This window comes from Hyunsoonleella pacifica (assembly GCF_004310335.1).
Classification (GTDB): domain Bacteria; phylum Bacteroidota; class Bacteroidia; order Flavobacteriales; family Flavobacteriaceae; genus Jejuia; species Jejuia pacifica.
In genome coordinates, this window is the sequence record NZ_SIRS01000004.1 from 347,072 (window position 1) to 370,830 (window position 23,759).

23 protein-coding genes are annotated in these 23,759 nt (G+C 32.3%); 4 read left to right on the forward strand and 19 right to left on the reverse strand.

What is annotated here, in order from left to right:
- Nucleotides 1-60 precede the first annotated feature (60 nt).
- From EYD46_RS10760 to EYD46_RS10795, 8 genes are all read right to left on the reverse strand, one after another.
- Nucleotides 61-1,011: a carbon-nitrogen hydrolase family protein gene (locus EYD46_RS10760; protein ID WP_130937156.1), complete on the reverse strand. Its 951-nt coding sequence runs from the start codon at nucleotides 1,009-1,011 to the stop codon at nucleotides 61-63.
- Nucleotides 1,012-1,914: a geranylgeranylglycerol-phosphate geranylgeranyltransferase gene (locus EYD46_RS10765; RefSeq protein ID WP_130937157.1), complete on the reverse strand. Its 903-nt coding sequence runs from the start codon at nucleotides 1,912-1,914 to the stop codon at nucleotides 1,012-1,014. It lies immediately after the preceding gene.
- 71 nt (nucleotides 1,915-1,985) lie between these two features.
- A complete protein-coding gene (locus EYD46_RS10770; protein WP_130937158.1) occupies nucleotides 1,986-2,915 on the reverse strand; it encodes a mevalonate kinase family protein in 930 nt (309 codons plus the stop codon).
- Nucleotides 2,916-2,985: 70 nt separating this feature from the next.
- Nucleotides 2,986-4,095: a diphosphomevalonate/mevalonate 3,5-bisphosphate decarboxylase family protein gene (locus EYD46_RS10775; protein ID WP_130937159.1), complete on the reverse strand. Its 1,110-nt coding sequence runs from the start codon at nucleotides 4,093-4,095 to the stop codon at nucleotides 2,986-2,988.
- Between the two features lie 162 nt (nucleotides 4,096-4,257).
- Nucleotides 4,258-4,779 (reverse strand): DUF1697 domain-containing protein, encoded by a 522-nt coding sequence (locus tag EYD46_RS10780; RefSeq protein WP_130937160.1) that lies wholly within the window; start codon nucleotides 4,777-4,779, stop codon nucleotides 4,258-4,260.
- Nucleotides 4,772-5,179, reverse strand: coding sequence for a DUF4174 domain-containing protein (locus EYD46_RS10785; protein WP_130937161.1), 408 nt, complete (start codon nucleotides 5,177-5,179; stop codon nucleotides 4,772-4,774). Before EYD46_RS10785 ends, EYD46_RS10780 begins: the two co-directional genes overlap by 8 nt.
- 4 nt (nucleotides 5,180-5,183) lie before the next feature.
- Nucleotides 5,184-6,398 carry a BaiN/RdsA family NAD(P)/FAD-dependent oxidoreductase gene (locus tag EYD46_RS10790; RefSeq protein WP_130937162.1) on the reverse strand — a complete coding sequence of 405 codons (1,215 nt, stop codon included), beginning with the start codon at nucleotides 6,396-6,398 and terminating at the stop codon, nucleotides 5,184-5,186.
- Complete coding sequence (locus EYD46_RS10795; protein ID WP_130937163.1) at nucleotides 6,395-7,081, reverse strand: glycerophosphodiester phosphodiesterase; 687 nt, start codon at nucleotides 7,079-7,081, stop codon at nucleotides 6,395-6,397. The genes EYD46_RS10790 and EYD46_RS10795 overlap by 4 nt, the downstream gene beginning before the upstream one ends.
- 67 nt (nucleotides 7,082-7,148) lie before the next feature.
- Here EYD46_RS10795 and EYD46_RS10800 point away from each other — a divergent pair, with 67 nt between their 5' ends.
- On the forward strand, nucleotides 7,149-7,943 hold the full coding sequence (locus EYD46_RS10800; protein ID WP_130937164.1) for a hypothetical protein: 795 nt from the start codon (nucleotides 7,149-7,151) through the stop codon (nucleotides 7,941-7,943).
- Here the strand turns inward: EYD46_RS10800 and trxA are convergent.
- From trxA to msrB, 11 genes are all read right to left on the reverse strand, one after another.
- Nucleotides 7,940-8,251: a thioredoxin gene (gene trxA / locus EYD46_RS10805; RefSeq protein ID WP_130937165.1), complete on the reverse strand. Its 312-nt coding sequence runs from the start codon at nucleotides 8,249-8,251 to the stop codon at nucleotides 7,940-7,942. The two genes, EYD46_RS10800 and trxA, sit on opposite strands and share 4 nt — an antisense overlap.
- Before the next feature lie 97 nt (nucleotides 8,252-8,348).
- The gene (locus tag EYD46_RS10810) at nucleotides 8,349-12,023 is read right to left on the reverse strand and encodes a metallophosphoesterase (RefSeq protein WP_130937166.1); all 3,675 of its coding nucleotides are present in this window, start codon (nucleotides 12,021-12,023) and stop codon (nucleotides 8,349-8,351) included.
- Between the two features lie 43 nt (nucleotides 12,024-12,066).
- Nucleotides 12,067-13,029 (reverse strand): aldo/keto reductase, encoded by a 963-nt coding sequence (locus EYD46_RS10815; RefSeq protein ID WP_130937167.1) that lies wholly within the window; start codon nucleotides 13,027-13,029, stop codon nucleotides 12,067-12,069.
- Entirely contained in the window at nucleotides 13,029-14,249 is a 1,221-nt protein-coding gene (locus EYD46_RS10820) for a bifunctional alpha/beta hydrolase/OsmC family protein (RefSeq protein ID WP_130937168.1), read from the reverse strand. Before EYD46_RS10820 ends, EYD46_RS10815 begins: the two co-directional genes overlap by 1 nt.
- Nucleotides 14,206-14,760: a peptide-methionine (S)-S-oxide reductase gene (locus tag EYD46_RS10825; RefSeq protein WP_130937169.1), complete on the reverse strand. Its 555-nt coding sequence runs from the start codon at nucleotides 14,758-14,760 to the stop codon at nucleotides 14,206-14,208. The genes EYD46_RS10820 and EYD46_RS10825 overlap by 44 nt, the downstream gene beginning before the upstream one ends.
- Before the next feature lie 170 nt (nucleotides 14,761-14,930).
- Nucleotides 14,931-15,407, reverse strand: coding sequence for a hypothetical protein (locus tag EYD46_RS10830; RefSeq protein ID WP_130937170.1), 477 nt, complete (start codon nucleotides 15,405-15,407; stop codon nucleotides 14,931-14,933).
- A gap of 77 nt (nucleotides 15,408-15,484) precedes the next feature.
- The gene (msrA, locus tag EYD46_RS10835; protein ID WP_130937171.1) at nucleotides 15,485-15,988 is read right to left on the reverse strand and encodes a peptide-methionine (S)-S-oxide reductase MsrA; all 504 of its coding nucleotides are present in this window, start codon (nucleotides 15,986-15,988) and stop codon (nucleotides 15,485-15,487) included.
- A 32-nt stretch (nucleotides 15,989-16,020) separates the two neighbouring features.
- Nucleotides 16,021-16,275, reverse strand: coding sequence for a peptide methionine sulfoxide reductase (locus EYD46_RS10840; RefSeq protein WP_130937172.1), 255 nt, complete (start codon nucleotides 16,273-16,275; stop codon nucleotides 16,021-16,023).
- The gene (locus EYD46_RS10845; protein WP_130937173.1) at nucleotides 16,275-17,831 is read right to left on the reverse strand and encodes a protein adenylyltransferase SelO; all 1,557 of its coding nucleotides are present in this window, start codon (nucleotides 17,829-17,831) and stop codon (nucleotides 16,275-16,277) included. Before EYD46_RS10845 ends, EYD46_RS10840 begins: the two co-directional genes overlap by 1 nt.
- Nucleotides 17,828-18,076 (reverse strand): glutaredoxin family protein, encoded by a 249-nt coding sequence (locus EYD46_RS10850; RefSeq protein WP_130937174.1) that lies wholly within the window; start codon nucleotides 18,074-18,076, stop codon nucleotides 17,828-17,830. Before EYD46_RS10850 ends, EYD46_RS10845 begins: the two co-directional genes overlap by 4 nt.
- A gap of 10 nt (nucleotides 18,077-18,086) precedes the next feature.
- Complete coding sequence (gene msrB, locus EYD46_RS10855) at nucleotides 18,087-18,536, reverse strand: peptide-methionine (R)-S-oxide reductase MsrB (protein ID WP_130937175.1); 450 nt, start codon at nucleotides 18,534-18,536, stop codon at nucleotides 18,087-18,089.
- Nucleotides 18,537-18,738: 202 nt separating this feature from the next.
- Here msrB and EYD46_RS10860 point away from each other — a divergent pair, with 202 nt between their 5' ends.
- The 3 genes from EYD46_RS10860 to EYD46_RS10870 all read left to right on the forward strand — a co-directional run bounded on the left by EYD46_RS10860 (nucleotide 18,739) and on the right by EYD46_RS10870 (nucleotide 23,755).
- The gene (locus EYD46_RS10860; RefSeq protein ID WP_130937176.1) at nucleotides 18,739-19,941 is read left to right on the forward strand and encodes a Pycsar system effector family protein; all 1,203 of its coding nucleotides are present in this window, start codon (nucleotides 18,739-18,741) and stop codon (nucleotides 19,939-19,941) included.
- Between the two features lie 174 nt (nucleotides 19,942-20,115).
- The gene (locus EYD46_RS10865; RefSeq protein WP_130937177.1) at nucleotides 20,116-22,536 is read left to right on the forward strand and encodes a TonB-dependent receptor; all 2,421 of its coding nucleotides are present in this window, start codon (nucleotides 20,116-20,118) and stop codon (nucleotides 22,534-22,536) included.
- Nucleotides 22,537-22,627: 91 nt separating this feature from the next.
- A complete protein-coding gene (locus EYD46_RS10870; RefSeq protein WP_130937178.1) occupies nucleotides 22,628-23,755 on the forward strand; it encodes a PepSY-associated TM helix domain-containing protein in 1,128 nt (375 codons plus the stop codon).
- The last annotated feature ends 4 nt before the right edge of the window (nucleotides 23,756-23,759 follow it).

Below are 23,759 nucleotides of genomic sequence, written 5' to 3' on the forward strand. Positions count from 1 at the left end.
AATTTTCCGCAAAGATATATCTAATAATTAACGATTAAAGGTTTTAAATTGATGATTTATCTATTTGTTAAATTTCACAGTGGATTGTCGCTCTCTATTCACATGTAACTGTGTAACATCGGGTCTGGAATAATGCCCAACAGGATCAAAATTCTGACGCTCTTCATACACCCTATTAAAATCAATAGTCTCTATAACTAATCCATGTTTGTGTAAAACAGGTGCTACAATCCACTCCCCATCAGGTCCAGCAATACAGCTTCCACCATTAGCTAATATCTCTGGTGTATTATTCAATATTTCATTCAGATGTGGCGTGTCTTTTGGAAAATCGTTTTTCGTCATCAAACTACTTACCGAAATCACAAAAGAGCGGGATTCTCTTGCAATAAATCGTGTTATATCTTTGGTATTATGATCACTCCCTGGCCATACTGCGATATGTAAATTTTCGCCTAAACCATATAATGCTGCTCTAGGTAAAGGCATCCAATTTTCCCAACAATTTAATCCTCCTACAGTAAAATCTTTTAATGGGTGTACTTGTAAGCCATTGCCATCTCCAGGAGCCCACGTTAAGCGCTCATCATAAGTGGGCTGTAATTTGCGATGTGTAGATTTAATTTCGCCTTTTTCATTGATATAAACTAACGACGCATAAATACTATGCCCTCCTCTATCAAGTGGACGTTCAATAATCCCCAAATACACAGCGATTTTATTTGCTTTGGCAAGTTCACAAATGGTCTGTAAGTCGCCATCTTCAATAGTTACAGAATTCCTTACATAATGTGCATGCAATTCTTTATTTACATTAGTGTTCCATTCTGCTCCCCCTGTTAATGCTAACCAAAAAGGATATCCAGGTACTAAACCTTCTCCAAAAATAATTAATTCACAATCCTCTTTAGCAGCATCAATAATTGATTGTTCTACTTTTTTTAAGGTCTCTGCTTTATTTAACCAAACTGGCGAAATTTGCGCTAAAGCTACTTTTAATAAATTCTGCATTTAAATTCGATTTAAAATAACACTTACATCTAATAGTAAAATACTAAATACACCTGCAAGAATTATAAATTTTAAAATATTGTGCAATATTAAATATTGCACTTTAGTCGAAGATTTCCATAGTAATAACAAAAACACGACCAATAAAAATAGACTTAAATAAAAGAACAGGTACATATACCCCACTTCAAAGTGAAATAAAAGTAGGTATGTTGGAATTAGCGTTATAGTAGTTAAAACTGTCAACATAATTTTGGATACCTTTTCGCCATAAGCTACAGGAATCGTTACATAGTTTTGCGCAATATCTCCTTTAATATTTTCCAAATCTTTGGTAAGCTCACGCATTGAAATCATGATAAATAAGAATACAGCATGTACAAAAATTACTGTTTCAAAATTCTTATAATACATAAAGATGGCGAAGAATGGTGTTATAGTTAATATAGCAGAAGTGAGGTTTCCAATAAATGGTAGCCGTTTTAGTTTGTGCGAATAAAACCAAATACCAAAAATGTAAATTGAAAAGAACAATACAGCTTTAAAAGACACATAACTCGCCATTATTACAGCAAGAAAGTTCAATACAAAATAAAAAGACAACTTTGTATTTTGACTAACTAGTCTATCAAGTCTTGACTTAATAGGACGATTTATTAAATCTTTTTCAGAATCGTAAAAGCTATTGATAATATAACCACCCGCTATGGTTGCTGCAGATGCTAAAACCAGCATTAACAAATTTAAATCAAATAAGACTTCTTTTAATGGTTTGTTATACGCCAAAATATAAATAGCCGTAAGATATTGTGCAATAACTACAATAAGAATATTGTAGCCACGTACAACAGAAAACATACTGAAAAATTTGAGTAAGATATGTTTCTGTCTTCTGGAAAGCATCTAGTAGGAATTGATGAAATCCTGAAACAAGCTCAGGATAACAAAAAATTTTTAATAAAGATACTAAGAACTTAGAAGTTATAAACTACTTCTAATTTATAATCTGCAAGTGATTGTTTTGCTTTTTCAATATCCTCTGTAAATCCAAGGATATAGCCTCCACCACCAGAACCGCAAAGTTTTAGATAATAATCATTTGTTTCTATACCTTTCTTCCAAAGTTCATGAAACTGTTGCGGAATCATTGGTTTAAAATGATTTAAAACAATTTTAGAAAGCTGTTTTGTATTTCTAAACAACGACTTTATATCTCCTTTTAAGAAATCATCAACACAAGCGTCTGTATGCTTAATAAACTGATTTTTCAACATACTACGAAAACCTTCTTGCTTCATTTTTTCCATAAACAGTCCTACCATTGGTGCTGTTTCTCCTATAATACCACTGTCTAATAAAAATACACCGCCTTTGCCTTCGCTTTGTTGAGCAGGAATACCAGTGGCCTCAATGTTATCTTTTGAATTGATAAGAATTGGAATACTTAAATAACTATTTAATGGATCTAAACCTGAAGAATTTCCATGAAAGAAAGATTCCATAGCTGAAAATATAGATTTTAACTTCAGAAGTTTTTCTCTAGTTAAATTTTCTAGAACAGTAATTTTATCAAACGCATACTTATCATAAATAGCTGCTACTAAAGCACCACTACTCCCCACACCATAGCCTTGTGGGATAGATGAATCAAAATACATTCCTGAATTTACATCTTCTAATAGTTTGCCTATATCAAACCTTACCACAGCATCATCAATACCTTTGATATATCCAGTGAACTTTCTTAAACTTTCGTTAGATGTTTTTGCTTCTTGTGAAGTATTATCATCTTTTTTTAAAGCTCCATTGTAAAAGCTGTAAGGAATAGATAATCCCTTAGAATCCTTGATGATTCCGTATTCTCCAAAGAGTAGGATTTTTGAGTAAAAAAGAGGTCCTTTCATAATAGCTATCTTGTTTGGGAAAACTTGTTTAACAAATATAATGTTTTTTTAAACAAAATTATTACCGTTCTTATAATTTATTAGCCCCCAAACCAATAACATCGCAAATATACTGCCCATTTTGACAATATGCAACTAATTCATTCTGAATGAATTCCAAAACCGATTTGGATTCTTGCTCAGGATACAAAACATGCACGTTTGCACCTGCATCTAACGTGAAACAAACTTTGGAATTTGTTTCTTTTCTGAATGTCCAAATTTTATTGATAATTTCCAAGGTATTTGGTTTCATTAGAATAAAATACGGCATACTGGTCATCATCATCGCATGTAGTGTTAATGCTTCGCTTTCAACTAGAGCTATGAATTTATCTAAGTCTCCATCTTTTAATATTGAAATAATAGCCGACATGTTAGTATTAGCTTGATTAAAACGTTCTTGAGCAAACGGATGCCCATGCATTAAATTATGACCAACCGTACTACTTACCTGCTTCTCTCCCTTATCTACTAAAAGAATAGTATCCTGATAATTTTTGAAGTTTTGATGCACATCATAAGGATATTTTACACCGAATACATCCGAACTCCCCTCAATATCTTTATGCGTTCCCCAAACCACTAAATCGCCTTCTAAACTTCTACAGGCACTACCAGAACCTAATCGTGCTAAAAAAGAGGCTTTTTGAATGAAATCTTCATCAATTAATGACCTTTCGACTGAGCTCAAGGTGACACCCAATTCGATTAATTCTTTTTCAATACTCATCAAACACAATGCTAAAGCACTCATACCTGAAGCAGATGAGGCTATTCCAGAACTGTGTGGAAATGTATTGGAAGTCTCTATCTTAAAGTGATAGTCTTTTAAAAATGGTAAATATGCTTCTACCCTTTTAAAAAACGTTTCAATTTTTGGCTTAAAATCGTCCTTTTTTTGTCCATCTAAAAACACATCAAAAGAGAAATTATTGGTGTTTTCTTTCTTTGAAAAACTTAAAGATGTAATGGTTTTACAATTACTAAGCGTAAAACTAATAGAAGGGTTTTCGGGTATTTGATGTTCCTTTTTACCCCAATATTTTATTAAAGCAATATTACTTGGAGAAGACCAACTAAAACTTCCTTTTTCTATGGTATTAGAATAGGGCTGAGGAATAAATTCTTTATCTGTCATCTATCTTTTTTAACTGGGCAAAGATAAGATTTCAATTGGTTAGAATGTTTAAGAAATTACATAAAACGAATCCTATCGTTTTTTTATATAGATCCCGTTATAAAAACGGGATTAGTTCAACTATCGTTTTTAATACGTCTGTTGCACAGACTTCTAAAAATCTTATTTCACTAACTTTACCATTGTTTTATAATTTCTGGCTGTTGCCGTAATTTTTAATTTCCGTTCAAAGAAATTGTTACTAAATTTTGCAGTCCCATACCCTGTGGAGCAATAAAAATATACTGCCCTATCTGTTATTTTAAATTCTTCATTGGGATAGGATAACTGAGACACATTATCTACTAACACCTTATCTGCTTTAGAATATAGCATCATAAAATAACTGTTCTCTTTCTTTTCTTGAGGAAACGGGCAAGCATCAAAAATTTGTTGTAATGCTTCTGGTTTCATTACTAAAACAGGGACTTCAAAGCCAAAATAAGATTTAATAGCTTCATGAATTATACGCTCTAATTCTACTTTATCTTTTTCTAAAGATTTAAAGATTACATTCCCACTTTGTATATATGTTTGCACATCTTCTAAACCAGATTTAGTAAGTAATTCGCGTAAGTCTGCCATGGGAATCTTTTTTTGCCCACTTACATTTATACCCCTTAAAAGTGCAATATATTTAGTCATTCTTTTTGTTTCTGAGTTCTTGTCTCCTCATTGGCATTTTGTCAATGAGATTAAAAAAGACATTTGCATTTTCTACTTTATTCGAATTAAACTTTTTACCACCATCTAATCCTAGTAACACAACATTAAATCCCGTTAGTTTTTTGTCTACTAAAACTACTTTAGCATCTTTCTTAAAATCATAGTATTTACATATATCGCCTATACATTTGTAAACCACCAACCTTCTATCCGTAAGTCTATCTTTTTCTGTTTTCAGAATATTAAATTGTTCTGTAGCACGTGTTTCATTCTTTTTATCTGCTGAAATTACAATCACACGATTTTCCCATAGATGCTTATCTAAATTTTGAGACCACATTATATGTGATAAGAAAAACACCAAAACTAGATACTTCATAATATCATGAATTTACTATAGCCTTTGCTGCAATATAAGCTCCGGTCCATGCATTTTGAAAATTAAATCCTCCTGTTACTGCATCAATATTTAGTACTTCGCCTGCAAAATAGAGACCGTTTATATATTTACTTCCAAAGGTTTTAAAATTGACTTCTTTAAGGTTTACACCACCAGCGGTAACAAATTCTTCTTTAAAAGTGCTTTTACCCTTCACATTAAAAACGGCTTGGGTTAATTGACTCGCCAAGTTTTCTAATTTTATTTTATTTAAATCTGCCCAACGGGTCTCTTCCGTAATTTTTGAAGCTAAGACTAATTTATGCCACAACCGTTTTGGAATATCAAACTGAGTAGATTTAAAAACTATTTTTTTAGCTAAATCTTGTTTTAATTCTTTTAAGACATCTAAACATCCATCAAAAGATTGCTTTATAAAATTTACTTCTATTTGAAACTTATACTCTCGTTTTGCCAACTCCAATGCCCCAAAAGCAGATAATTTTAAAATGGATGGTGCACTCATTCCCCAATGGGTTATTAAAAGTGGACCTTCACTCCACAAATCTGTTTCTAAAACGTTTACTTCTACATGTTTTGCAACTACACCAGGAATGGTTTTGATACGCTCGTCTTCAATATTAAATGTAAATAATGAAGGTACTGGCTGTGAAATAGTATGTCCTAAATCTTCTAACAAATTCCAGATTTTTGGATTACTACCTGTAGCCATTAAAACCTTTTGAGCTGAAAATAAACCCTGTGTAGTCTCTATTTTAAAATCATTTTCTTCTTTATGAATCGACCTAACAGCATGATTGTAAAGCACATTAACTCCCAATTTTTCTGCTTCGTTTAAAAAGCAATCGATAATTGTTTGTGAAGAGTTAGACACAGGAAACATTCTGCCATCATCTTCAATTTTTAATGGCACACCTCTTTTTTCAAACCACTCAATAGTATCCCCAGTCATAAATTGATGAAAAGGTCCAAGCAATTCTTTTTCTCCTCTAGGGTAATTTAAAATTAATTCTTGTGGAATAAACTCAGCATGTGTAACGTTACATCGTCCGCCGCCAGAAACCTTAACTTTTGTTAAGCCCTCTTTACCTCTTTCCAGAATGGTAACTTTTAAATTAGGATTTAGTTCTGCGATATTAATGGCTGCAAAAAAACCTGCTGCACCACCACCTACAACAATCACATCACTTTTTATCATATTCTGTCTGGGTAGTCTGAGATTATACCATCTACACCATAAGATTTAATTCGTTTTAATGGGTTTAAGTTATTTACAGTATAAGCAAACACCTTAAAATCTTCTTTTAGTTCCGTAACAATCTCTTCAGTTAGCATGGTATAGTCAATATGGATTGAAACTGCATTTATAGTTTTAGCTAATGCAACAGAGCGTTCTATACTGGTATCTGTTAGCACGCCTAAGGGAATGCTTTTATTTGCATCAAACACTGTTTTCAATAAGTCTTCTTGAAAACTAGATACTATAAAATTACTGTAATCCCATCCTTTCTTTTCAACATAAAAGGTAATAATCCTAGCAGCTTCCTTAGCTGTATCAGGTCCTTTCAGCTCAATATTCAAAAGGCATTTATTGTCAATAAAAGCTAAAACCTGAGACAAAGTTGGAATTTCAAAACTTCCTCGGGTTTTAAATTTTTGTAATGCTTTGTAGGTAAATTTGGAAATCTCCCCACTACCATCAGTCATTCTATCTAAAGTGAAATCATGAAACACAACCAACTCTCCAGATGCACATCTGTGGACATCAATTTCTATAGCATCAACACCTAAAGACAATGCTTTTTTTATAGAAGGTAATGTATTTTCTGCAAGGTGCCCTTTTGCTCCTCTGTGTCCAATTTTTAAAACTGGTAAATCCATTTATACTTTTTTAACAAACTAGTAATAATCTGCGTAAATTTAACCTTATAATTTTTTATTACCTAAAATGAATAAACTTCTCAGTGTATTTTTTTTAATTTTCCTTGCATGCAACACAGGAAAACTAACACTTATTGCCGATTTACCCAATAGCCTAAAAGAAGCCTCGGCCATTGAAAAAGTTGCGCATTCTAATTTATTATGGACCATAGAAGATTCTGGTAATAAGAATAATATTTATGGATTAAATCTAAAAGGAGATATTATAAAGGGTATAGACATAAAAAATGCCAGTAATATTGATTGGGAAGACTTAACATCTGATAAAGCTGGTAATTTATACATTGGCGATTTTGGGAATAACAGTAAAAATAGAGATGATTTTACTATTTATAAAGTCTCTGATTTGAGTAGTAATACAACGAATGCTGAACGTATTAACTTCATATTACCAAAAAAGGTAAAACCTAAAGATTTTGAAGCTTTTTTTCTTTGGAATCATAACTTCTACATTTTTAGTAAAGAAAATAAATCGAGTATGCTTTTTAAAGTCCCTAATAAGGTGGGACTTCATACTGCCGAACGTATTAAAACATTTAACTTAGAAGGAAAACATCATAGAATAACCTCTGCTGCCATAAGTAATGATGGAAAAACCATTGTACTATTAAATCATGACAAACTTTGGAAGATTACTAATTTTAATAATGATGATTTCTTTGAAGGGCATATACAAGAATTAAAGTTTGATCATAATTCCCAAAAGGAGGGTGTTTGCTTTAAAAATAATAAATCTGTATATATAACCGACGAAAGAACAAAGGGAGAAGGTGGAAACCTCTACGAATTCAAAATTAACTAAACAGTAATACCCGAATGTGTTTGTATTACATTTAGAATATCTTTCTTTTGAAGTACGCCCGATTGTCTCCATTTAGGTTCTCCATCAACAAATAAAAGCATTGTAGGCACGCTTCTTACCTGATATTGGGTTGCCAAAGGATTGTTTTTATCAATATCAATTTTTACAACTTTTACAGCATCTTCCACTTCATCTTTTACATCTTTAAGAATAGGTAATAATGCTTGACATGGACCACACCAAGTTGCAAAAAAATCTACTAAAACTACTTTTTCTGAATTTATGATATCGTTGAAACTGCTTTTCATTTTTATTTATTCTTTATGCCTTTTTAGACGTAAAAATCAGGATAACATTACAGTATAAAAATGAGACCCTGAAACAAGTTCAGGGTGACACTTTGTGTCAAAACCCAAAACCTAATCTAAATGCTAAACGTAAACCGTCATCACTATTAAAAGCCGAAATATTTCCAGTAAGCATATTAGCCATGTTAATAAACATACCTCCACCAAAGGAATTGTTCCATCTTTTTGAGTTATCATCATCTAGCCAAACCCTACCATAATCAACACCACCATATAAACCAAGATATAGTGGAAACCAACCTGTTTTAACTTGAGTTAAATTTAGTCGTAAATCTGTACTTTGTGCAAAAGCTCGTTTCCCTGTAAAACGTTGGTTTCTATAACCCCTTAAACCATTATTAGCACCTAATGTTGCTCCTTGATAAAACTCAAACTCATTGCCAAAATTAATATGACCAATAAAGTTTGTTGCTAAAACCAAATTACCACTTGGAATTAATTTATAATCAAACCCCATCTTAGGAATGATATAAGAAAACCCTTTTTCAGTGGATACATTGTTTTTATAACCTGCTTGTAAACTCAATTGAAACCCTAAAGTCGGAAATGCTTCTCTATCCTTGTTTTCGTAACTATACTGTGCATCAAAACCCCAAAAATCTTGTTTATCGAACAAAGGGTTATCCTCAGGTAAGGTCTCTATAAATCTATTTTCAGTTCGAGCTACTTCATTAGATTCGTATAGTAAACTTAATTTTACTTCAGAACCAGAATAACCACGCCAAACCATGGCTGGCATAGCTCTAAATGTTCTAATTTTAACGCGATTATAATCTAAATCAACATCTAAACCATCATTCTCTTCTGCCTCTGGATTTAAGGTTTCATTACCGAAGCCAAAAAAGTTTGTAGCATAATTTGGACTATTAAATTGAATATCTATACCAAAATTTACATTTTGAAAAAAAACATTAGCAAACTCTCCACCATAATTAAAATTAAACCCATTGGTTGCAAAAAAGTATTCAGCTTTTAAACTATGTCTTGATGAAAATGGATTACGCTCAAAATTATAATTGGTTTTAGTAAATGCTGTACCAATTTTAAATCCATCATCGGGGTTTGCTCCCAAACTAGGTAAAATCTGTGTGGTACTGTTTTTTAGCTTTTTGTAGTTGTAAACATTTGTATAATAGTTATCTGTTAATCTGCGATTACCCTTTTTGGTTTTAAAGGTATTTGGTTTGGACTTATAATCGTAGTACTTAATTTTATTACCATTTTTAATATCATAGGTATCATTGTTTTGTCCACCCAACAATAATACTTTTATATACTTATCACTTTTGCCATATACATGAAAAACATCATCATCATCCAAAGCATAAATCCAAATTTCCTTGGTTTCTGATACATTATAAGTACGCTCAATAAACACATCTGCCTTTTTATCATCTTTAATACGATAACCTGTAACTTTTGTTTGTCCGTTTGGTAAGCGCTCAATATCAAACCAATCGTCTTTGTTGGTTCCTTTTATCACAGCCAATTTATTAATGAGTTTAAAATAACGGTCTGAGATTTTTTGTAGATTTCCTCTTCTAGCTTTCAATTTCCTTTTAATCTCTTCAACAGTTTCATCTCTTACCTCTTCTGGCATATTTAAAAAAGATTTCTCGATAACCTCATCCGTTATGCCCTCTTGAATAGTTTTTACTTGTGTATCCCAAACCTCTTTACCAGAACGTTGTATAAGCTCCATATCTAGGGGGTATGGTTCTACATTTACACTCTTTACATCCTTAAGATCCTCACTGTAAGGCCTGAGTAAACGTGCAGCCGGTATTAATGCAATGGCTGACTTTAATAATGCGCCATCTCCCATAATAGAAAATGCCTGATCCCTATCTCTTGGGAGTGGTCTATAAACTTTCTTGCCATTTTCTTTAAATTCTATCCACCGCCATTGATCGTGATGACGATCCCAATCTCCAATAAGCATATCAAATAAACGTGCACGTATATAAGATGCTTCATCGATGATAATATCTTCATCTTTATGGAGGCGCTTCATCATATCATCAGTACCTTCTATTTTATTTTGAAAACCAAAACTTGCTAAATCGCCATGTCCTTCAGAAGTATGTTCTTCAATCATATACAGTTCGTTACCAAAGTCTGTATTATAATCTCCTAGAGCCTCTTGTTTGGGTACATAATACAAAACTGGATTTGTGTGATAAACGCCCACAGCATCAGATAAATCTCCAATAACAAAAGGAGCGTATGGATGAGACCCTGTAAATACATCAAGCAGTAGCTTTTCAATTGCTGTATCTTCAAATTGCCCTTCTATATATTGGTCTTTAAATACAACAGCTTGCAAATACTGTAACGCTTGTTTACGCAAAGCACGCATTACATATTGCGCTCCATTTTTATCCTCTAAGCGCAAGGATTTAGATTGATTTCCTCCTCCTTTACGTACAGGTTTTAAACCTCCAAAAAGCGTATCTAAATTTACGGTTGGTGATTTAACTTTAGCACTAAAATATTTGCGATAGCGTTCTCCCCAGAAAAACTCTTGAGATTTCGAGGCATTGGTTTCTTCAGGTGTATATATGGATGCCAAAACTGTTTCTGGAAAGTCGTTTTTATACATCGTTACTGGATTTAAATCTTTTCTAAAAACTTCATTTTCAAAAACTATTTTTTCATCTGTTACAGAATAAAACCGAACATAAGAAGAACCATCCTTAAAAACATCAAGCCTAGCATATCCTGGTGTTCCATACGAAAATAGACCCGCTCCAACATTTCGCGTTGGTGTTTTCTTAGATCCAGAACCACTTACTATTTGCTTTAAATTATCTTTTTCTAAATACTGTAAACTATGTTCGTGCCCCGATACAAAAACTACTTTTTTATTTTCTTGTGCTAATGTAACCAAACGCTGCTTTAGCTCATTGTAATGCTTATTTTGCAAGTCTACATTAGACACACCATTTGTTTTTCTAAATACATTAATTAAAGTCCCAATAACTGGAAGTGGTTTCATGTGACTTTTAAAACTAAACTGACCGCCATGTGGTCCATTAACAAACATTGGGTGGTGGATAGCGACAATAGTCGTTTTGTTTCTTGCTTTTTTTATAAGGCTGCTAAACTCAGCTAGAAAAGCATCTCTAGTTTTTATTTCACATTCGTCATTTATTGTAGGTTTATTATTCCAATTAGTAACGTACCATTGGCTATCAACTAAAATAAGATCAATGTCTTCAGTAACATGAATCTTCTCAATAGGGCAACCATTTTCGGGTAAAAATGTATTCTTACCCAATGCATCTTCAACAAATTTTTCTTGTCGCTTTAAACCCTTAACACCTGAATACCAATCATGATTACCTGGAATAAAAACAGTTCGTCCTTTAAAATTTTTGGTTACGTCTGTTTGCGCTTTTATATATCTTTCAGCAGACGCTCTATGCTTATTATCCTTATCCGGAAAACCAATAGGGTAAATATTATCTCCTAAAAATATGGCTGTACTATTTTTAGTAGCTTCACTTAATTCTTTTTTAAACGTATTTAAAACTTTGGTAGATTCTCCTAACTCGTAATTGCCGGCGTCACCTATCAAGTAAAATGAATGCGTTATTTTTTTGTCTGGGAATTTATCTTGAACTACCTCACTTTTATACTGCGGCTTAAAAGTAGCACAGGCACTTATACTGAAAACAAAAGCTAAAATTATTAATTTCTGAAACTTCATTGATTGATAGATTATTCTTTAAAGATAATAATTAGAATTTTATTTAATTCCAACGTAATTTACTGCGTTCTTCCCAATAAGTTTGTGGCAAAATGCATATCGTTTTTAATACATTAATTTCTTCTTCTGAAAGCTTAAATTTAAACGCTTTCATATTAGACTTAAGCTGATTAATATCAGATGCACCACTAAGCACGTAAGTAGGCTTTAAATTATCCATAACAAAACGCAACGCAATAGCATCTGTACCTACCTGATATTTTTTTGCTAAATTTTCTAATACTTGGTAGGTTTTTGAGTAATGTTTAAAGTTTTTGTTTGGAAAAATCCTGCCATTTGCTAAAGCTTCTTTTATTATAACGTGTTTACCATTTTTTAAAGCCGTCTTTAAAACTTCAAAAGTATCTTGCTCAAACATATTGTAAGTCACTTGAAAACTATCAAATAAAGCGTCGCCTTTTATATTGATATTTAATGCGGAAGCGATAACATCTTTTTGGTTAGCACCACTGGTTGTAATACCAATTTTTAAACCAGTTTCTTTTTTAATTTGACGTAGCTGATTTAGAACCTCTTCATTTTCTAGAATACCACTTTCAAAAGTTGCAGAATGTACTTGATAGTATTTTAAATTTGGCAACAATGCTTTTGATATTTGCCACTGCTCAATTAACTTTTCTATAGAGTGTTCTTTAATTTCATGTTTTCCAGCATAACCCAATTCCCAATTTGCTACATAAGTATAGCCCCATTTTGTTCCTAAAATTGTATCGTCATGTAATTTAGAGTCTTGCCATTCTTGTAAAAAAGCCTCGCCTTTACCATAAGATGGTGCTGTATCAAAATAGCGAACACCTAATTTATAAGCTTCATCTAAAACTGAAAAGGTATTTTGTTTAAACGCATTTTTAGATTTATCAATAGCATTATTATTCCTAATATTAATGTATTCTGGTCTCCCTAGAGCCGCTAACCCTAATCCAATTTTTGTATTGGTTTCACTCATTAATTTATAACTTCTGTTTCAATAATTGTTTCGGAGAGCAAGGTACGATGTACAGGGCATTTAGATGCTATTTCTTTTAACTTTGCTTTCTGCACATCATCTAAATTACCAATAAATTTTAAACGCTTTTGCAAATGATCGATTCGTTTTGGTTCATCTACATCTAGCATTAAATCATCACAATGCTTTTTGGAATACGTAACATAAGCATATACTTCTTGCAAATCCCATTTCTTGCGTTGCGAATACATTTTTAAAGTCATTACCGTACATGCTGCTAATCCAGCACTTAAAAAATCATAAGGTGAAGGTCCAAAATCATCGCCACCTATACTTTCAGGTTCATCTGCTATAAAGTGATGTTTTTTAGTTTGAATTGCGGTTGTAAAATTATCATCAACTATATTTAGGTGTGCTACTAATTGTTCACCTTTAGTCTCTAATATAGTATTGTTTTTAGGCTCAAAATAACGATCTGCCCAAGCACCAATCATGTTGCCAACATAGTTACTGTCTTTTGAATTAGACAATAAATGGTCAGCATCATCTAAACTCACAAAACTCTTAGGATGGTGTGCAGTATGGTATAACGCGTGTGCATTATTTATACCTACAATACCATCAAAAGGCGCATGCATAATTAGTAGTGGTTTACGTAGATTTTTTGTAATTTCTGGTAAATCTATTTTATCAAAATCCTCAATAAAATCTTTATCAATTTTAAATGGGCGTCCACCAATATGTATTTCAACTTCTCCTTTTTGTTTTACCGCTTCAATACCATGAGAAAACAAATGCTTTACATGGCTTACAGTAGATGGCGCACCAATTGTTGCTACCGCTTTTATATTGTCTAGCTTTGATGCTGCTACAATAACCGCAGCGCCACCAAGAGAATGCCCTATTAACAACCCTGGAGCCTTGTATCGCTCTGTAATATAGGCGTTCACAGCTATTAAATCATCTACATTTGCAGAAAAATAACTCTCGGCAAAATCTCCTTCACTTCGTCCTAAACCCGTAAAATCAAAACGTACTACACCAAAACCATGAGCCGTTAACGCTCTACTAATGTTTTTTACAGCCGTTAAGTTGCTGTTACAGGTAAAACAATGCGCGAAAATGGCAAAGTAATGTGGTTTTTGGTCTGCGGGTAATTCTAAATAAGCTTGTAATTTATGACCCTTGGTGTTCTGTATGCTTAATCTTTCGCGATTCATCTTTTAAATGCTTTAGTTTATTCTTATCTGTATATTTTGAAAACTTACTTAGTAGTATTTGTAGTTTTGGATTGATAAAACTTTCACAGAATGGCTTTTCTGGGTTGCTGTAATAGTAATTTTGAATTTGCTCTCGTGAGGCTTTAAAACTTTCAAAAGACAATATTTGAGTAATAAGTTTATTTTCAAATTGAAACTGTAATAATTCTAGTTGAGATGCAACCACACGTTTCTGTTCTTCTGAAAAGGTATAAACTGCAGAACGATATTTAGCCCTCATAGAGTGATTTGAGGTACTCTTATGAGTATGTAAATGAATTTCAATAAGTACAGATAATGGGATTTTTGCTTCATTGTAATGTACAATAACAGCTTCTGAGAATTCACTATTATTATGGGATGACGCCACAAAACCTTGTTCTACCTTGTCCACACCTAGTAAAGATTGAAATACTGCTTCTGTACACCAATGGCAGCCTCCTCCAAATGCTATTTTTGTTGTTTCTTTCAGAATTTAATGTGTTTTAAATAATGCATAACTTTGGGATGTACACCTAACTGTTTTAATACTAAACTTATAAGCTTATCTTCCTGTAGGAAACCCATCAAACCAAAAACTGGTTAGTAAATCAATTACTTAGAGTTATTTTGTCATACTCCTTTTTTATTTGTTTGTCAGTTTTACCTAATTGTTTTAATAACGAAAATTGAACCTAAACATAGACCAATAAATTCCATAAATCCAACCATATAGTAATCAAACCAACCTGTTTGAAATGCAATACCTTGTAATATTCCAACAATAATCAATGGAATTAGCCATTTCTTTTTCTTTTGTATAACTACATCTATTATTATACCGATATATACGGCAATTGATGCAAAATAATTATGAATAGAAATGTATTCAGTAAAATAAGAACTAAATGTTGCTAAACATATAAACCCAATACCAACAAACCATTTTTTATAAAGAAGCCAACAACCTATTATCAACAAAAAGAATGTATAAAAATATAATCTTGTTGTATTCATTGCCATGATTGAAGAGTACGAAGTTTTATTATGTAAAAGTAAATCTGAAAACCCTGTGATAATAAACACAAATAATAAAAGACCTATTATTAATTTATTAGTTGAATTTTTTTTGTTCTCCATAAATAATATTATTGCGCTTAAGTAGTTCCATGAAAATTTATTTTTCGTACGCACACAACAAATTTATAAGCGTGATACTAAACTTCATTTACAAAAGGTGTTTCAAACCTTAAAAAATGACAGGTATAACCATTAGGGTTTTTAACCAAATAGTCTTGATGATAGTCTTCTGCATTCCAAAATATATCCCAAGGTTCTAGCCTTGTTACCACTTTATTATCCCATCTACCTGAAGCGTCCACTATGGCAATCATCTCTTCAGCAATTTGTTTTTCTTCTTCATTTTGATAAAAAATAGCCGAACGGTAACTAGATCCACGATCGTTTCCTTGCTGATCTACAGTTGTTGGATTATGCATTCTAAAAAAATAGTCTAGCAATGCTTTAAATGAGGTTTCATCTGGATTATAAGTAATTTCAATACCTTCGGCATGTCCCGGATGGTTTTTATATGTAGGGTTATCGTTTTGCCCGCCTTGATACCCTACTTCTGTATCTACTACCCCTGGACGTGTTCTAAACAAATCTTCCATTCCCCAAAAACAGCCTCCTGCTAAATATGCTTTTTTATATGTTGTCATAACTTTATTTTAAAATAGTTACTTTTTCAATTTTATATATTCAAATCTACGTGTTGTAAAAAATGAATCACTTTTTTCTCTGGCATTTCACAAGGTTTTAAAAACTCATCTTTAGATGTAATATAATAATTCAAGCTTATAAAATTTGTGCCTTGAAGTGCTTTTGCAAATATTTTAAATGATTTTTTGTTGTTGAAAACAGCTTTAGTAATGCCATATTTTTCCTTTTGATACATTCCTTCAGAGTAACCTTCGGGTAACTTATCAATGTATCTAAGAACGCTCATTACGAACTACAAGATAACATGGAACATCCAACTTTATGGCGTGCCCAATCTGGTCGCTTTGCAAACCATTTTTCATATTCTGGTTGTTCACTATAAGGTTTTTTAAGCATCTGAAATAATTCATCTATCAACTCATAATTACCTTTATCTGCATCATCTATAGCTAATTGCGCCATATAATTACGTAGTACGTATTTTGGGTTTACGCGATTCATTTTTTTCTTTCTGCCTGCGTAAATTTCAGATTCATGCTGTAATCTTACTTTATAATTTAAAAACCACATCTCCCACTTTTCCTTAACCGTATCTGACATATTATCAAAGTCATAAAACGCATCTTTTAATACATCAAATCCTGTTTCTTCATTTTTGAAATTACTCAAATTTCTAAAGAAAATCGTCATATCAGTTTCAACTAATTGCAAATTTTCTTCTAAATCCTTAACTAAATATTCATCATTATCAATATCTTGATAAAGCCCAAGTTTAGCCTTCATCATCTCAAAAGATTTGTCATCAAAATCTATTTTATATTGATTCAAAATAGCCTCCAAAGGTTCTGCCTCTTCTATTAACGGATAAATGGCATTAGCCAATTGCAACAAATTCCATAATCCTATATTGGGTTGATTACCATAACGATAGCGTTTGTGTTGCCTATCAGTAGTATTTGGCGTCCAGCCATAATCATACCCTTCTAACCAACCATAAGGGCCATAATCTATGGTTAATCCTAGAATAGACATATTATCAGTATTCATCACACCATGCACAAAGCCCACACGTTGCCATTCAACAATCATTTTTAATGTACGTTTAGAAACCTCATCAAAGAAAGCAATATAAGTGTCTTTTGATGGTGTTCCTAAATGGGGAAAGTGATGCTTTATCGTATAATCCACTAATACTCTTAAGTTTTTATCATCCTGTCTAGCTGCGAAAATTTGATAGTTCCCAAAACGTAAAAACGATTCAGCAGTCCTACATACAATTGCTCCTTTTTCGTAAGCAGCATTGCCATCATACATAACATCCCGTAATACTTGGTCGCCAGATAGTGCTAAAGATAAGGCTCTGGTAGTTGGTATACCTAAATGAAACATTGCTTCACTACACAAATACTCTCTTATAGATGAACGTAATACTGCTAAACCATCAGCGTTCCTAGAATAAGGTGTTTCTCCCGCGCCCTTTAATTGTATTTGCCAAGTTTTATCTTTATGGTTAACTTCAAACAAATTAATAGCACGCCCATCTCCTAATTGCCCTACCCAATTCCCAAATTGATGTCCACCATAACACATTGCATAAGGCTTTGTATTTAGCAATATCTTATTTCCAGTAAATACATCTAAAAACGCTTCATTTTGTGCCTCTTCTCTAGATATTCCTAAATTTTCAAGCATCTCTGGGGATATATGTAGCATTTTAGGTTTTGCCGTTTGTTTAGGTGTAACGTACGAAAAACATGCCTCAGCCACCTGTCTTCTGGAATTTTCCAGAATGGGATCTGCGGGAAGTTCTTTATTAAATTTATCGTTTATACTTAAATTCATAACAATTTTTCAATCCACTTTTTTAAATCTTTATCAGACGGGTTTCTTAACTTTTTTTCTCCAATAGTAATCGTTGGAAAATTAAGTTTTCTGTTTTCGTATAAATTTCTCAATACTTCTGCATTAACTTCATTGTCTTCAACGTCAAGAAATTCATAATTCAAATTTAAGGCTTCTAAAAAAAATTTATAGTATGTGCTTTTATGGCACCTATTGGTGCCATAAAGCTTGATTTTTGGTAACATAAATACAGTGTTAAACTTCTGTTTCTAACTGCATAGATTCAGAATTAATACAATAGCGTAATCCACTGGGTTCTGGTCCATCAGGAAACACGTGCCCTAAATGCGCATCGCAAGTATTACACATTACCTCAACTCTTACCATTCCAAATGTGGTATCACGCTCATATTTAATGGCATTTTCTTTTATAGGTTGTGTAAAACTTGGCCAACCGGTACCAGATTCAAACTTTATTGTAGAATCAAATAAAGGCGTATTGCAACACACACAGTTATACTTTCCAGCTTCATGAACACTACATAAGGTGCCACTATGTGGGCGCTCTGTACCTTTTAATCTTGTAATTCTAAATTGCTCAGGAGTTAATTGAGATTTCCACTCATTTTCTGTTTTCTCAATTCTTCTATCTGGAGTTGGGTTTCCGTTTACAGAAAAACTAATGACTTCTTTCCAAGTTAGCATATGTTTTGTCCTTTCTTTATTAAATTAAATATATGCCTTCAAAGTTGAACTTTGGTCGAAATCACATCCAAAAACTTACATTTACGACATGCAAAATCAACTTTGAAAGTAATACTGAAATTTACGACAAATAACGGTGTTTTAAACACTTAATTTTAATGTAACGAAAGTTTAGTATTTTTACTCAAAATCGCACTTCAGAATGAATACTCTTATTGATAAAACTGAAAATTTTGTAACTAAATATTTAAATGACAATCTTGATTCTTCATTTGTTTACCATAACATTGCTCACACCCAAAGAGTGGTTAATAAAGTTCATGAACTTATTGAAGATAAAACTTTAGATATAACTGATACTGAAAAAGAGCAACTTATTATCGCTGCTTGGTTTCATGACACCGGATTTACAAAAACTATTGAAAACCATGAAAACGAGAGTGTAAAAATTGTTGAAGAATTTTTAAAAGCTGAAAAAGTTCCAAATGAAAATATTGAAGCTATTTCTAAAATTATTTCTGCTACTAAAATGGGTTATGAACCTAATAACCTTTTAGAAGGCCTAATAAGAGATGCTGATTGCGCCCATGTTTCGAGTAAAAAGTATGAAGATTACTCTGCGTTGCTAAGAAAAGAGTGGGAACTTACTCTTGATAAAAAAGTATCAAAAGCAGAATGGTTAGAAGAAAATATTAAATTTCTAACTAATCATTCTTTCTATTCTTCGTTAGCATCAAGCAAATGGGAAAAACGAAAGGGTAAAAATTTAGCTAACCTGATTCAAAATCAAAATAAAATAAAAGCTTCTACTGAAAAATTAAAACAGAAAAAGGCTGAACTAAAATTTAAAAAAGAAAAATTAGATTTACCCGACAGAGGTATTGAAACCATGTTTAGGGTAGCATTAAGAAACCATATAACGTTAAGTGATATTGCTGATACCAAGGCTAATATTTTACTATCGGTAAATGCCATTATAATCTCAGTAGCACTATCCAATTTGTTACCAAAACTGGACAACCCATCCAATAGCTATTTAATCTACCCAACATTAATTTTCCTAGCTTTTACTGTTGCTTCAATAGTTTTATCAGTACTTGCTACTAGGCCAAACGTTACTAAAGGTCAGTTTACAAAAGAGGATGTTGCTAACAAAAAGGTAAACCTTTTATTCTTTGGTAACTTTCATCAAATGAAACTCAATGATTTTGAATGGGCCATGGGGGAAATGATGAAAGACAAAGACTATTTGTACGGCTCATTAACCAAAGACCTATACTTTTTAGGACTTGTTTTAAACAGAAAATATAACTTACTAAGAACTACCTATACTGTATTTATGATAGGTATAGTTATTAGTGTTATTGCTTTTGGAATTGCTTTTGCAACCAGTGGGGTAGTTTAAAATCCACGTAAGCATTATTTATGTTTCTTCTCAGGTTTTTTATCCACAATCCACACAGTATCAGTCTCGTGTAAAATACTATTTAGAATCATTTTAAATAATTTGGATATATCCTTAACGGAGTATACTTTTGCAGCTCAATTTATTATTTAAATTTAGTCTAAATAAAAACAAATGAAACTAAAACTAGCTTATTTTACCTTTTTTGCCCTAAATATGATGTGCTTTTCCCAATCTGGAACTATAACAGGTACTATCTCTGATAATAATGAAACACCAATATTGGGAGTAAATGCTATTATTAAAAACACACAAAAGGGAACGCAAACCGATGAAAATGGTTCATTTCAAATCTCAAATATTAAAAATGGAGATTACGTTTTATCTATTTCATATATGGGTTTTAAAACCAAGGAAATTGCCTTTTCTATTAAAGACAACACAGTAGATTTAGGTAAAGTAGTCCTTTTTGAAGGAAATGAATTGTTACAAGAAGTAGTTATTGATACTAAACGTAAAAACAAGTTTTCTAGAAAGAAAAGTGCCTATGTCTCAAAAATGCCCTTAAAAAACATTGAAAATTCTCAAGTGTATAGTACGGTAACCAACCAACTATTAATTTCTCAATCTGTTTACAGCTTCGAAGATGCTTTAAAAAACGCAGTTGGTGTTGATAAACTTTGGCCTTCTACAGGACGAAGTGGCGATGGTGCCGGTTATTATTCAATTCGTGGATTTTCCGTTCAACCCCAACTCGTAAATGGTGTTGCAGGAATTACAAATGGATTTATAAATCCTTCTAATGTAGAACGTGTGGAAGTCATCAAAGGCCCTTCTGCCACATTATTTGGTAGTACAATAACATCCTATGGAGGTTTAATTAATATTGTTACTAAAAAGCCGTATAGCGGCACTGGTGGTAGTATTTCTGTTTCTGCTGGTTCATTTAATTTTAGAAAACTAAATGTTGATGTCAACGTTAGTCCTAACGACAAGTTTTCTTTGAGAATGAATGCAGGCTACCAAAAAGAAAATAGTTTTCAAGATGCTGGATTTAGAAAATCTGTATTTATGGCACCTTCTGCTTCTTATAAAGTAAACAATAAGCTTACATTAAACTTTGCTTATGAAGCGTCTTCAAACGAACAAACCAACCAAACTTTTTTATTCTTTAACAGGACTGTTCCCTTAGTTTTTAACACTGTTGAAGCATTAAATTATAATAGAGATTTATCATTGACAAATAATGATGTTGTTATCACTAACCCAACACAAAACTACCGTGGAGAAATTGCTTATAAAATTTCAGACAACTGGTCTTCTCAAACTATAATTGCAGGAGGATTAGCAAAATCTAAAGGGTTTTACACCTATTTATGGAATGCTGCAGATTGGACAGATGTTACCAACCCGCAACCAACACCAAATTTCCAATTATTTGTTCAAGACACAGATGCTAGAACCAAAACGGTAAACTTACAACAGAATTTTACTGGAAACTTTAAAATTGGAAACTTAGAAAATAAACTCTTAGTAGGCGTAGATTACTTAGATTCTCAAATTATTGATAAAAGTTCTAATTGGGGATATTTACACACTGTAAATGCTCAAGGCGATCTTGTTTTTGGAGAACCACCTGTAAATGCAAATAATTTAAGAACCGCAATTTCTGGCTTAGGCAATGTAGATACTGATGTTAAACAAAATGTATTTGGTGCTTACATTTCTAATGTTATTAATATTCTACCTAATTTATCTGCAATGGCAAGTGTACGCTATGACAGATTTGAATATGAAGGGGATGCTAATAATCCTGATGATGATTTTCAAGCTTATGAAGAATCTACTTTTTCGCCAAAATTTGGCATTGTATTTCAGCCTATTTTAAATGAACTATCTATTTTCGGAAATTACCAAAACAGCTTTTCTTATGTAAATCCTGAATTAGTTCCTATTGACATCAATGATCCAACATTAGGAACTGAAATACAGTCTTTTGACTTAGAACAGGCTAATCAATTTGAATTTGGTGTAAAAACAAATCTATTCAATGATAAATTAGTTGCAACTGTTAATTATTACAATATAAAAGTTGACGATAAAGTTATGGGATTTGGCGCTGGAAAACAGCAAGATGGCACTGTACAAAGTAATGGAGTTGAACTAGAAATAAGTGCAAACCCTATTGATGGTTTAAACCTAACTGGTGGTATTAGTTATAATGATAGTGAAGTAACCACTTCTAGATCAAGACCAGATTTAGTAGGTGTACGTCCAGCAGAATCTGGATCAGACATCCTTTATAATTTTTGGAGTGATTATAAAATACAAGAAGGCTTTGCTAAAAACTTAGGTTTTGGTTTAGGGTTTAATGGTGCAAGCGATTATAACACTATGAGCGACTATACAAATTCAGGTGGCTTTACATTACCCGCTTATACTATTTTTAATGCTTCTGTTTATTACGAAACCGACGCCTACAGGTTAAGTGTTAAAGCTAACAATATTACTGATGAAGCATATTACTCAGGCTGGAGTACATTAACCCCTCAACTACCAAGATTTATATTAGCAACTCTAGATTACAAATTTTAAAAAGTATTTATAATTTCAATTTAGTTTGAGTTTAGTTTTATTTCAAAAAAGAATCTCCATCCGTGGAGGTTCTTTTTAATCATTTTAAAATATGAATTTTAAAAAAAAGATACTTACACTTCATAAAATTTTAGGACTAGCTACTGGTATTGTGGTTTTTATAGTATCCATTACTGGTTGTTGTTGGGCTTTTAAAGATGAAATAGAAAGTTTGTATAATGGTTATAAAACAGTTACACCTCAAAACACACCAATCTTAACTCCTACAAAAGCTAAAACTATAGCAGAAAATGTATTTCCAAATAATTCGGTTCATGGTACTGTATTCGGAAAACCTAATGAGGCTATTGAAGTTATTTTTTATGATGCAGAACCAGAGTTTTATCAAAGTGTACTTCTCAATCCATATTCAGGTAAAATCATCCAAGTAGACAACCACCTATCAGGATTTTTTGCTTTTATATTAAAAGGCCATTTGCGTTTATGGCTACCTAAAGCCATTGGCGAGCAAGTTGTAGGCATTTCAGTATTATTATTCATCATAATTATCATTTCAGGTTTCATATTATGGCTGCCTAAAAAGCGAAAAAACTTAAAACAACGTTTAAAATTCGAATGGAAATCTACTACGCGATGGAAACGTAAAAACTTCGACTTACACACTATTATTGGGTTTTACATCTGCTCTTTAGCGCTTATACTTGCGTTTACTGGCTCTATAATGTCTTACACTTGGTTTTATTACATAACGTACAAGTCTTTTGGTGGAGACATGGCTCCTCAATTTATTATCCCAGAAAACACAAGCAGTTCTCATCTATCACAAGAAAACGATGTACTTCCTATAGACAACCTCATCTTAAAACTTCAAAAAGAAGATCCCAATGCTGAAAGTTTTGAGTTGCATTATCCGGAATCTGATTCTTCAAGTATTTATGTTGAAGTTTCGAATAGTAAAGGGCTATATTATGATTCTGATTATCGTTTTTTCGATCAAAATACGTTAGAAGAACTGGAAACCACCAGCATTTATGGAAAATACAAAAACGCTAAACTTCCAGAAAAAATAATTAGAATGAACTATGATATACATATTGGGGCTATTGGAGGTATTGCTGGAAAAATAATTGCATTTTTGGTAAGTTTACTAACAGCAAGTTTACCTGTAACTGGCATTCTATTATGGTACGGCAGAAATTATAAAAAGAAAAAAGCTTAGTAAA